This is a genomic window from Chitinivibrionales bacterium (assembly GCA_035516255.1).
Lineage (GTDB): Bacteria > Fibrobacterota > Chitinivibrionia > Chitinivibrionales > FEN-1185 > FEN-1185.
In genome coordinates this window covers 1-12,106 of record DATJAL010000018.1, presented here as the reverse complement: position 1 = coordinate 12,106, position 12,106 = coordinate 1, and the positions used below count along the sequence as shown (strand labels likewise).

The 12,106-nt window shown below is 56.5% G+C and carries 7 protein-coding genes; 2 read left to right on the top strand and 5 right to left on the bottom strand.

The window, feature by feature from the left end; translation table 11 throughout:
- Positions 1-155: 155 nt before the first annotated feature.
- From VLX68_06160 to VLX68_06140, 5 genes are all read right to left on the bottom strand, one after another.
- Positions 156-461, bottom strand: a complete 306-nt coding sequence (locus VLX68_06160; protein HUI91816.1) for a hypothetical protein — start codon at positions 459-461, stop codon at positions 156-158.
- 73 nt (positions 462-534) lie between these two features.
- Positions 535-1,995: a T9SS type A sorting domain-containing protein gene (locus tag VLX68_06155; GenBank protein ID HUI91815.1), complete on the bottom strand. Its 1,461-nt coding sequence runs from the start codon at positions 1,993-1,995 to the stop codon at positions 535-537.
- A 145-nt stretch (positions 1,996-2,140) separates the two neighbouring features.
- Complete coding sequence (locus tag VLX68_06150; protein HUI91814.1) at positions 2,141-3,622, bottom strand: beta-galactosidase; 1,482 nt, start codon at positions 3,620-3,622, stop codon at positions 2,141-2,143.
- A 421-nt stretch (positions 3,623-4,043) separates the two neighbouring features.
- Entirely contained in the window at positions 4,044-6,875 is a 2,832-nt protein-coding gene (locus VLX68_06145; GenBank protein HUI91813.1) for a DUF4982 domain-containing protein, read from the bottom strand.
- 353 nt (positions 6,876-7,228) lie between these two features.
- The gene (locus VLX68_06140) at positions 7,229-9,853 is read right to left on the bottom strand and encodes a sigma 54-interacting transcriptional regulator (GenBank protein ID HUI91812.1); all 2,625 of its coding nucleotides are present in this window, start codon (positions 9,851-9,853) and stop codon (positions 7,229-7,231) included.
- A gap of 144 nt (positions 9,854-9,997) precedes the next feature.
- Here VLX68_06140 and VLX68_06135 point away from each other — a divergent pair, with 144 nt between their 5' ends.
- A complete protein-coding gene (locus VLX68_06135) occupies positions 9,998-10,516 on the top strand; it encodes a hypothetical protein (protein HUI91811.1) in 519 nt (172 codons plus the stop codon).
- 340 nt (positions 10,517-10,856) lie between these two features.
- On the top strand, positions 10,857-11,927 hold the full coding sequence (locus VLX68_06130) for an SPASM domain-containing protein (GenBank protein ID HUI91810.1): 1,071 nt from the start codon (positions 10,857-10,859) through the stop codon (positions 11,925-11,927).
- Positions 11,928-12,106 lie beyond the last annotated feature (179 nt).

Sequence of the window (12,106 nt, the reverse complement as noted above, 5' to 3'; positions counted from 1 at the left end):
CTGATTTCTCGTAACCGGGTGAATATAAAAAGCCCCCGACGCTTCTCAGTGCCGGGGGCCTTTTCATCGTATGTTTGAAATCCGGACCAGGGATTGAGACTCTACGGAACCTCGACCGCTCGCTTCCATACGCCACCCAAACGCGCTGACTTCTTCTAATGCGCCTTTCCCGCAAACGCAAATGCCAGCTGCACGCTGATGAGCGCCACGCCCGCAAAGAACACGATAAGCGCCCAGATGTTCGACCTGAATGTTTTACCGAGGCGGGCAAGAACATAGCCGACGACCAGGTTCGCCAACCCCCATAAAACATTGACAAAAGGGGACGAAAGGCCCCTGCCCGGCGGGTTTGCAAAGGGGCTGGGAAAGCTGTCACCGGAAATGCCGTGGACAAAATGCGGGACCGTGTTTGCCAAAAACACGCCCGCGAAGAAGCAGGCGAGGTAGTGGTACCATTTCATGGAACCTCCTGGAAATGTTGAAGTTTTACCATCGAAAAATCACCGCTATTTTCTGCGACAGGCCCCTCTGTTGTCAAGGAAGACATACGACATGGTTCGCAGCCGTCTGGCCCGCCGTTTGGACATGCATCAAATAAACACCTTTGGGAAGGGCTTGCCGGCGCATGTCCCGCATGACCGATTCCCTGCTTGTCTGCCGAATGAGCATTTGACCTCTCATGTTGTAAAGAGCAGCAATGTCCCCTTCCGCAGCCTGCGCAGCGCGCGCCGCCTTTGGCCAGTTTTGACTGACGGCGGCAGGGTTCATGTTTTCAAGCAGGATGGGTTTTATTCCGATCGTGACCGTTCCGCCCGCAGTACCGGAGTTTCCGGCAAGGTCGCGGTACTGGACGCAGCCGTTGGGAACCGTGAATGTGGAGGTCGCGGCGCTGTTGGTGTCCCACACCGCAAGCGCCTGATAGCCGCCCGGACGGGTGAAGGCGCATGTGTAAACCGAACCCTGGGCCGTACATGGCTGGGTCATTGTCGCGCCGACCATCCAATTGAATAATTGCTGATACGCGATCCCCGCGGCGCTGCGGGTGCCGGAACTCAACAGGTCCCCCCAATTGACGCAATCCCAGCAATACCACGCCGACATCGATACGCCCGACGACCATTGGAGCAGGTAGTGACGTGCCAAGAAAGCCACCTTGCCGTCATCGGTGGGCTGATTCCCATTGTTCCCCCACGAGCATTCGGTGTCGAAGATCGGTTTTGCGCCCTGGCCGTTGGAATTCATCGCGGCCTTAAGCGCCGTGACGATGCTTAGGATTTCTTCCGCCTGTGTGCGCACATTAATGCCGGCCATGGAGGGGTAGCCGTGAAACGCGACAATGTCCGCGTACGCGCCGCCGCCGGCGGCGAAGTACGCCGGGTAAAACTGCGACATGTTGTACGCGCCGCCGGTCGCGTCCGGAGTCAGAACCTTGACGCTCGTATCGATTGATTTCGTTATGGTGTAAAGATGCTGGGCAAGTTGCGCGAGCTGCACGTATGTCCCGGTAAAAAAGCCTTCCTGCGGCGCGGACTCGTTCCAGCACTCCAGATACTTGATGCTCGAATGGTAACGGTTTACAAATGCAGTGACGAAATCGTCCCAGTCCTGGATGTTTGCGGGAGGATCAGTTTGTTGTGCGGCCGCCCACGAAGGCGTCTTGCCAAAGCAATACAGAATATCCACGCCCTGCGGTGCGAGCGCATTCACCAGGTCGTCAAGCGCTCTCCAGACATACGTTCCCTTTGAAGGCTCCAGGTCTTTCCAGTTGTGGTCGCCGGTGTACGGCCCGGCAGAATAATAGCAATCCCACGTTCTGAATAAACCATAGGGCTTGGCGGGTATTACCGCCATGCTGTGCATGCCGAAAAAACGCGGGGGAACAGGATCTGTTGATGCGGCAGAGATCTCTTGAACGCACAAGGCAAAGTAAAAAGCTATCTGGATGGAAAATGCCATGGCCATGGAGAAGTTAAAAGGCCGGAATCTTTGAAACATAAAAAATCTCCTTACTTTCCACTCTTCACGACGGGATACTTTATTTACGCTCTTCCGGACTTATCACTTACGCTAAACCCAAAAATCTGTACCGGGCATTAGCTCTCAAGCAGCCGGGAATTTCTGCGACATGCACTTGCTAATGTCAAGGCAGACACACGACACGGGTTGCAGCCGTCCGGCCCGCCGTTTGACCGCGCATAAGATAGACACCTCGCGGCAGGGCCTGCCGGCGCATGTCCTGCATGACCGATTCCACGCTCGTCTGCCGGATGAGCATTTGACCTCTCATGTTGTAAAGAGCTGTAGGTTGCTTCATTGCTCCCTGCGCGGCATAGGCCGCTTCTGGTCTGTTTTGGTTGATGGATGCAGCGGTCTGATTTTCAAGCAGAATGGGTATTATCCCTATGGCAACCGTTGTTTGGGTTAGGCTGTGAATGCCGCCTGCAAGGTCCCGGTACTGGATATAACCGTTAGGAACGGTGAACGTCGAGGTCGAAGTCCTGTTGGTGTCCCATACCGCAATCGCTTTATAGCCGCCCGGCCGTGTGAAACCGCAGGTGAAAACCGAGCCCTGCGTTGTGTATGGCTGGCTCATCGTGGCGCCGACCATCCAGCTGTATAATTGCTGATACGCGATTCCAGCGGCGTTGAGGCCGGCGGACGGCGTCCACAGCTGCCCCCATTGCCAGTCGCCGTTATTATTGTCCCAGCAATACCAGGCATAGCTCGACACTCCCAGCGACCATTGGAGAAGGTAATGACGGGCCAGGAACGCCACGCAATCATCATGAGTGGGCATATTTGAATCATCACCCCAATTTCCCTCGGTGTCAAAGATTTGTTTCGAGCCCTGGCCGTTGGCGCTCATCGCGGCCTTCAGGTTCCCCACGATGCCTATTATCTCTTCCGGATACGTGTACGTGCCTGCGCCGGCCATTGAGCAATAGCCGTGAAACGCGACAGCGTCCGCATAGGCGCCTCCGCCGGCGGTAAAGTAATCACCGTAGAATTTCGACATGTTGTACGAGCCGCCGGTCGCATCAGGCGTCAGGACCGTGACCGTTGAATCAACGGATTTCGTAACGGTATAGAGGTGCTGCGCAAGCTGCACGAGCTGGGCAATGGTGCCGGTATAAAACCCCTCCCCGGCCATTGACTCGTTCCAGCACTCCAGAAATTTGATGCTCGCATGGTAGCGGTTTACAAATGCAGTTACGAAGTCGTCCCAATCCTGGATGTTCGTCGGGGGAGCGGTGTGACTGGCCGCCGCCCACGACGGCGTCCCGCCGAAGCAGTAGAGAATGTCGACGTTCTTGTCTTTGAGAGAATCCACGAGCTTGTCCATGGCATTCCAGCTGAAAGTTCCCCGCGACGGCTCGCATCCTGCCCAGCTGATGTCGCCGCATCCCCAGTGGTCCCACGTTCTCAATAAACCGTAGGGCTTGGACGGCGTTGGAATTCCATTGGACCCAAACCCCATGCCATGCAGGCCGAAAAAACGCGGCGGAACAGGATCTGTCGATGCGGCGGAAAGTTCATGAATGTTTATGACTAAACAAAAAGCGGTCAGGACAGATGCTGCCAGGACAATGGAGAATTTTGAAGGATGGAATTTTTGGGACATGTGAAATCCTCCTTACCTTCTTAACGTGGGATTTACCTACAAGGCAATATAAGGCTTCCTGCGATTGTTGTCAATAGTGGGGAAAATTTCCATTATGGCTTTTAGTCAAGCGATAAAAACCGGGACGGCCTTGGCATACGGAGGGGGCGTATCTGGAATGACCGTTACACAAACCACCCTTTTGCGGAGACAAAAGGACATACTCGAATGATTTTTTTCTTGTTATAAGCTTAACTAAAAATCCGGTCAAAATGTTTAAAAAGGTGGCCCATATCACGGCCCGGAGTGCCGTGACAATCGGCGGCGTTATTCTTTATTTGTTTGAGAGGGCATACGGGCCACCCGTCGCCCGCCGGATATGAACAGAACAGGCAAGGCATCTTATCGTATGCCTTGCCTGTTCGAGCACAGCGGAGCGGCTTTACCGCACCATGAGCACGCGCTTGACAAATCGCTCGCCGCCCACGTCAAGACGGACAAAGCAAATTTCACCGCTTGCGGATTTACCGTTACCAAGGGTTCCCTTCATCGCGACCGGGTGCCAGCCGGCTTCCACCCTCGAAGCGGCCGTCCGTTCCAGGACTCTTCCTCTTGCGTCAAGAATCTCCATGGAAACGAGCGAGGGACCGCTTACGTAATACTTCACCACGCCGTTGATGGTCCGAATGTCGAGCGCCGGCATGGTTAAGGCCGCATTCATACGCGCCGCCGGCCTCACCGCGGTTACCACCCCGTTGTTCGGCACCGGGACAACGGTGAACGATGCCGTGCCGCTGCCGAGCCCGGGCGAGGTTGCCGTCACGGTCACGGTACCGGTCGTGAATGTCGACCGCACCGCAACCTTGCACATGCCGCCTTCCGCGGAAAGCTCGGGATCAAGCGGCGAATGATAGCCGAGAGGCTGGCCCGCGGTCACGAATTGGTCTGAGCCGCCGCGATAATTGCCGGGGCCCGAAACGGCGAACGTTACAAGGTTGCTCGCGGTGGGACACAAAATGCCGTTGGCGTCAACCACCTTGGCAAGGATCAGCGCCGCATCGGTGCCGTTGGCGGTGATGGCGAACACGTCGCCGTTCGGCTTGACAAGCGGCGTGTCCACGACCAGAACCACGTGATCGGCGGCGCCCGCCGTTACTTTCTGGTCGGTGCAGACCACTTTTCCGCTTGCGTCAAGGCCTTGGGCCAACAACGTACCCGAGCCCCAGGCGACGTCCCAATGGCACTGGTACGGCATTGAGGTGGGATACGTGGGAGGTTGATCGGTGAAGTCGTTCTGGCCGGCCACTCCGGAATCGGAGTTGGGCTTCTGGTTACCAAGATCGGTGCCGTTGAGCAGGAGCTTGACCGTGGGGCAATTGCTGAACACATTGACCCGTACCGTGCCCGAACGGTTCCAATGATGGGCGATGAAGACCACGGGTTTTACGGAGAACGGCAGCCACGCCGCCGAATATATTTTGTAAAGCATCTTTGGAATCCGGTTGAAATCCATCATCGAAGACCCGAACGACCTCGGCGAGCCTCCCTCCGCAAAGTTGCCCACTTCACCCGGCGTTTCGGCAAGGTACCATTGACAGAGGCCGAACGGGTGCGTGGTGTTGGTTATATCGGCCGACCAGTTCCGCAAAAACTCCGCGGAAAACCATATCTCCCAGTCGTACGCGAACCTCGAAGACTGCCGGCCCCAGGATTCGGCTCCCCACCAGGGGCATTGCGGATGAAACGGCTTCTGCTGCGCGTCACAGCCGGTGAGGGTGCACGCGATCAGGTCGCCGACCACGTATCCTGGGCCGCCGCGGCAAGACTGGGCACGAGGAGCAAGAGAGTCCCAGGTAGTGGAAACGCCCCTTGTCAAATCGGCAAAGGCGGGGTCTATGTCCCCATTGCTCGCTTCCCAAGCAAGAATGGAAGGATTGTTCCTGTCCCGAACGACCATGTCCCTGTGCAGTTCCAGCTTGAGGCCTTTGGTGTAGGCGGACGCGTTCGCGCCGGTGGAAAACGCTCCCTCACCCTCGCCGCTGGGCTGGATGAGCATGATTCCATAGGCATCGCAGGCCGCGACGAATCCCGGGCTGCACGATGAATGCCCGGGTCTCCAGAGTCTGCCGCCGGCGTCCGCGAGTATCTTCGCGTCGCGGTACTCGATCTCGGGAGGCAGCGCGGTGCCCAGCGCGGGATAATCGTAACGCGAGGCCGCGCCCCAGAGCAAATGCTTGTGGCCGTTGATATAGGGGAAGTCCGAGTCCCACGTGATCGTCCGTATTCCCAGGGGGGTCTGGGCGACGTCGAGCGTCGTGCCGTTGACCTTGACTATGTGGTACACCGAGTACATATACGGCGTGCCGTAGGTGCTGGCGTTCGGGTACCACAGGTGCGGATTGGCGATGTCGCCCTTCTGGTCGAACACGTAGCTCTGCCCCGCGGCAACGCTTTGCGTGCTTGTCAACGACAACACCACGTTGCTGTTCGCGTCCACCACCTTGGTGTTGAGCGATACGCTCGCGTCCGCGGTCCCGTCGTTCTGGACGTTGGTGAGCATGCGCACGGTGGCGGAGGCATCCGATGCAGCGGTGGTGGCCACGTAGGTTCCCCATTTATTGAGAACAGAGTACACGTTCATCGGTATGTGGACGTTGTCGGTGATGTGCATCCATACGGGCCGGAAAATACCGCCGTCCGACTGGCCGAAGCGGAACCCGAGGGAAAAACCGGGGTCGGCGTACGTTGCACCGTTCTTGCTGAGGCGCACCGCGAGAACATTGTCGGCGCCGCCGAAATGCACATACGGAGTTGCGTCAATGACGAACCCTATGAACCCGATCACATGGGTGCATTGAGGATTATACGCGCTGTTGCCGGGAATGAACGTGCCGTTTACGTAGACCGAGGCGCCCACATGCGCTCCCTCAAATTCTATGAAAATCTTTCTTGCGGCATACGCGTTGTCCAGGGTGAAATGTTTGCGATACCAGTTTGTTCCGCCGTACATGGATCCATCACCGCCGCCGCTCGCCTGATTGATGAAGGTGTCGGTGTCGTTCCAACAATGCGGAATCCCAACATCTTTCCATCCGGCATCGCTGTAGGTGGGCGCCTGAGCGCCGCCCGGATCGGATTTTGTAAATTTCCAGGGTGTAACACCCATGTTGACCGTCACCCTATTGCTCGTTTCGCCTGTGTAGGTATCCGCGAAGCCGGAAACGGCAGCCAGCATCGTGACAACCAGCATTCCCAAAAGAATTTTGCATTTCATTGTAATGGCCCCCCCTGAGTAGATTTTTTTCGTGGCTCAGAATTTAACCGCACAAATAATGGATTCTAACTTTGCTTTGCGCACCCCCTCTTCCCTAAAGTGGTTACAAAACCAAGTTCCACCCAACACCTATTATAATATACCATGCATTTGCCATTATTTGCGGAATACTTGGGCCACACGCCAAGAATCACAGCCAATAAAAGGCAATTGTTCTTGTTTGCTATTGAAGAAATAGAGACACGGCCGGGACGGCCATGGCACACGAAAGAGATTTATTTAGGATTTAAGGTCATGCTGGACAACTGTCCGCGCCATCCATCCGTCTTTTCCGACATGTTTTTAATCTCGAATTACTCCTCCTCATCCTTCTTCGTTTCAATCCCCAACTTTTTACATTTACGGAACAGCGTCGCCTTGTGCACCCCCAGCTTCTGCGCCGCCTTGATCTTGCTCCCGCCGGTCTCGGCGAGCACGCTCTGCAGGTACAGTTTTTCCAGTTCGTCAAAGTCCTTGACATGCGAGATCGACTGCAGGCCCGCGGCGGCGGCGCCGCCGCGGAACTGCTGCGGCAGGTGCGCGACGCCGATCGTGGGCTCCTTGCAGAACACGAACGCGTGCTCCACGGCGTTTTCCAGCTCGCGGATGTTGCCGGGGAAGTCGTGCGCGAGAAGGGCGTTCGCCGCCTCCTGCGACATGCCCTTGATCTTCTTGTTGTACCGCGTGTTGAACCGCTCGATGAAATGGTCGCACAAAATCGGGATGTCGCAGCGCCGGTCGCGCAGCGGCGGCAGCTTTATCACGAGCACGTTGATGCGGTAGAACAGGTCCTCGCGGAAGGCGCCCTTCTTCACCATGGCCGAAAGGTCCCTGTTGGTGGCGGCGATGATGCGCACGTCAACCTTCACCGCCTGCGACCCGCCGAGCGGCTCGAAGGTCTTGTTCTGCAAAACGCGCAGCAGCTTCACCTGCATGGCGGGCGAGATGTCGCCGATCTCGTCGAGGAAGATGGTGCCGCCGTCGGCGCGGCTGAACGTGCCGGGCTTGTCCTTTTTCGCATCGGTAAAGGCGCCCGCCTTGTAGCCGAACAGCTCGCTCTCGAGCAGGTTGTCGGGCAGGGCCGAGCAGTTGATGGCGACAAAGGGCTTAGCCTTGCGGTTGCTCATCTCGTGCAGGGAGCGGGCCACGAGCTCTTTGCCCGTGCCGCTCTCGCCGGTGACGAGCACGGTGGCCGGCGTCTGCGCTACCTCGGGCAGGATGTCGAAGATGTCCTTCATGAGCGGGCTTCTGCTCACCATGTCGTGGAAGCTCGCCCGGTCCATGATCTCCCTGCGCAGGCTGGCGATCACGTGGCGCGCCTCCTCGGTTTCCTTCTGCGCCTCGGCCAGCCGCGCCTCGTCCGCCTTTTTCTTTTCGGTGATGTCGTGCACCTGGACAATGAAAAGCTCGCGTGAGTCCCGGCTTTTTTCGAGCGGGGTGATGTTCCACATGAAAAACCGGTCCCCCTCGGCCTTGCCCTTTTTTCCCTCAAGCCGCAGGGCGGTCTCGTGCTCCACGCTTTCGCCCGCGTCAAGGCGCGCCTGTTTATCGGCCGGCAGCGAAATCGCGTTGAACACCGAAAAGGGAACTTCGGCCGGCGCCGCGCTCGCCGGGATGTCGAACAGGTCGCAGAACGCCCGGTTCATCTCGGTGAGGCAGCCGGCCTTTTCGCACAGCGCGATGCCGGTGGGCGACCACGCAACGATGCTCTTGAACCGCTTCTCGCTCTCCCGGAGCTTCTGCTCCGCCACCATGCGGTCGGTGATGTTGATCACGCACATGCGCATGCCCGTGATCTCGCCGCCCTCGGTGATGGGAGACGAGTTGACGAGCAGGTGAAACACCATGCCGTCCTTGCGCGTCACGGTGTATTCGGCAGGGTTGCCGTAATCGCCGCGGTAAATATTGGCGATGTCCTTTTTCGCCCGCTCGTGGTCCGCGGGCTGGATCAGGTCGAACAGGTGCACGCCGCGTTTGAAATCGTCCTGGGTGAGCAGGAAGGTCTCGAGCCCTTTCTTGTTTGTATAGGTGAGCTTCATGGCGTTGTCCCACTCGCAGATGATGCCCGGCAGCAGCTGGGCAGTGTCGCGGAACCGGTGCTTGCTTTCCCTGAGCTTCTGCTCGGCCACCACGCGGTCGGTGATGTCGATGATGCACATGCGCATGCCCATGATCTCGCCGCCCTCGGTGATGGGAGCCGAGTTGACGAGCAGATGAAGGAGGGCGCCGTCTTTCCGCCTGACCGTGTTTTCCACGGGATTGCCGTAAATGCCGTGGTAGACATTGTAAATGTCTTTCTCCGCGCGCTGCCGGTCTTCCGGCGAAACGAAGTCGAACAGGTTGATTCCCCGCTTGAAATCCTCCTCGGTGAACAGAAAAGTCTCAAGCCCCTTTTTGTTGGCATAGGTGAGTTTCATGCTGTTGTCCCACTCGCAGATGATGCCGGGTAAAAGCTGTGCCATGTCGCGGAACCGGTGTTCGCTCGACCGCAGGTCGGTGATGTCGATGAGGGAGATGAGGCTCCGTTTTGTTCCCGGAATCATGCCTACGTTGATGAGGATGCTGCGGAGGCCCTTGTCCTTCTGCAGGAGCTTGAATTCGTATTCGGTGGGGACGTCGGAACCGCCCTCGCGCCTGCGCTTGAAATAATTGAGCATCCGCTCCCGGTCCTCGGGCGCCACGTATTCGGTGAATAGCTTTTTGCTTTTAATCTCGTCTTGGCTGTAGCCGGTGATGAGCTCCATTTTATGGTTGCCCACCGAGATGGTCATGTCCTCCTCGAGGATGAGCATGGCGGTGCCGGTGTATTCGAACGCGGCCCGGTACAGCTCCTCGTTCCTGCGCACGGTCTCGCGCATCTGCTCGAGTTCCTGGCACGCCGTTTCGAGCTCGCGAAGTTTTTCCACGCATTCGTCTTTTGACAATTGTTCGTAGTCCATGACGTCTCCTTGCCGGACTGTTAGGCCGATACCCTAAAATAGAATGTCTTGTACACTTTGACAAGGTTCAAAACCACGGGAGGCGCTTATTTTTTCCCCCGCCGAATAGTATTTTTCTTATAAACAAACGCCAGCGGAGGCTGCATGGATAAAAGGATCGTGGACCTGCTCGGCACCATACACGCGGAGGCGTCGTTTCTCCTGCTTGCCGGCAAGGACTACTGCGGCGGCGATTTCGTGCTCGAGGCATGCGCCGGCTGCCAGTGTTTTTTCGCGTGCGAATCCATCACCCGCGGCAACCGCCTGCTCGCCGACCTGCGGGCCGAAACCAGCGCAAAAGGAACCGACATGAACAGGGAAGTGTTTGAGACCAAATGCCAGCTTGTGCTTGACTGGGCGCGCGCCGAGGTGCGGCATTTTGCCGAGTTCTCGTCCGCGGCCGCCGACATTAAAAAGGCGCAGTCGTTCGCCAAGGACATCGCCGAGGTGGAGCCGTACATCAAGGCCTCGTTCGAGCTCGCCGGCGCCGTCAAGGCCATGATCGGCGAGTACCGCATCATGTTCCAGCTGCTGGACAAAAAGATCCCGGACTGGCGCGAAAAATTCCCGTTTGAAAAGACTTGCCATGAGGCCGAGGATTTGGTGAACAAGATACTGAGTTGATTTCCATGCAATAATTTTTTGCGGGGGAAGTCCATCCTGTTTCATAACCATGTCAATCAACATGGCGCCTGCCGGTCACGGCACTGGTTCTCACTCCGGTCTCGGCTAACGCCTCGGGCCGCCACGGCGCTATGCCGCTTCGCGGCTGCGTCCGGGCGGCACCGCGTTCTAACGCGGCCTCCGTTCGCCCCTGGCGCGGAACATCCTCCTTTCTTTTTGTAAATTGAATGGACCCCACAACAAGCCCAGTAAAGACAAGTCTTATAACCAGCACGTGTCAAGCTGTGTCATTTTTTTCGATGCTATAACGCAGGATGAGAATAAAAATGGCTCTTGACTAATGCCAAGCGTTAGGCAGGACTGGAGGCCGTCGCCGGAGCGCGGTGCTGCCCGGCCCTCGCCGAAGGCATATGGGGGCCGTGGCAGCCCGAGGGCTTGCCCGAGACCGGAAGGACGGCCGACCCCGTCGCGTAGAGCGGCCGTGAACCGCTTTTACGCGACGGGGGAACGCCCAGATTTATTTTTTTTTAATATTATGAAACCTTTTAAACGAACCTATATTGAAATCACTAATACCTGCAACTTGTCTTGTGAATTTTGCCCGGGCACGTCGCGTACCACGCAGTTCATGAAGCCGGAAACGTTTGAAAAAATTCTGGTCAACCTAGGCCAATATTCCACCCATCTCTATTTCCACGTGCTCGGCGAACCGCTGCTGCACCCGGAAATCGCCGCCTTTCTTGACATTGCGCAGAAGCATAAGAAACTGGTCAATTTGGTCACCAATGGAACGCTTATTTCGGAAAAAGGCTATCTTATCGTCGGGAAACCCGCATTGCGGCAGGTGACGTTTTCGCTGCATTCGTTTGTGGATGCCGGCAAAGTAGCGTCTGTCAATAATTATCTCGGTCAAATTATTGATTTCGCCAAGAAGGCTTCTCAAAGTCATATCATTTGCCTCAGGCTCTGGGACACCGACGCGGATGCCGGAGGCGCCGTCGGCGCGGCGATGATCAGGCATGTTCAAGATGAATTTGATTTGTCCTATTCTCTCATGGAAAGATTACAAACGTCTTCGGGAGTCAATCTTGGAAAAAATATTTTCATCAACAAGACAAAACGCTTTGAATGGCCGGACCTCAGCGGCCCTGATTTCGGTGAAACCGGGTTCTGCCTCGGCCTGAGGCAGCAGATTGCGATACTTGCGGACGGCACGGTGGTGCCCTGTTGTCTTGACAGAAACGGAGATATGGTTTTGGGAAACATCCTGTCCCAGAAAATCGAGGACATTATTGGATCAAAACGGGCTCAGAGGATATTAAACGGGTTTTCGCGGAGAAAAGTTGCAGAAATATTGTGTAAAAAATGTTCTTACCGTCTTAGATTTAATCTCCCTTCTGGTCTTGACTGATGATCTCGCCGCCCCATCTCCCCATCAAATGAACTACGCCGCAGCAGAGCTGACGGGGTATCTAAGTCAAAACAAAAATAACTGAACCGCTTCTTTATGCAAACACTCGTACTCTTTTTCGACACCTTGTTCTCGAACATACTTTCGAACCGTATCTTCACATCCTTTGTGACCTACGG

Excerpts from the sequence above, each read along its gene's own strand:
- VLX68_06160 (HUI91816.1), bottom strand. The coding sequence starts at position 461 with ATGAAATGGTACCACTACCTCGCCTGCTTCTTCGCGGGCGTGTTTTTG.
- VLX68_06155 (HUI91815.1), bottom strand. The coding sequence starts at position 1,995 with ATGTTTCAAAGATTCCGGCCTTTTAACTTCTCCATGGCCATGGCATTT.
- VLX68_06150 (HUI91814.1), bottom strand. The coding sequence starts at position 3,622 with ATGTCCCAAAAATTCCATCCTTCAAAATTCTCCATTGTCCTGGCAGCA.
- VLX68_06145 (HUI91813.1), bottom strand. The coding sequence starts at position 6,875 with ATGAAATGCAAAATTCTTTTGGGAATGCTGGTTGTCACGATGCTGGCT.
- VLX68_06140 (HUI91812.1), bottom strand. The coding sequence starts at position 9,853 with ATGGACTACGAACAATTGTCAAAAGACGAATGCGTGGAAAAACTTCGC.
- VLX68_06135 (HUI91811.1), top strand. The coding sequence starts at position 9,998 with ATGGATAAAAGGATCGTGGACCTGCTCGGCACCATACACGCGGAGGCG.
- VLX68_06130 (HUI91810.1), top strand. The coding sequence starts at position 10,857 with ATGCCAAGCGTTAGGCAGGACTGGAGGCCGTCGCCGGAGCGCGGTGCT.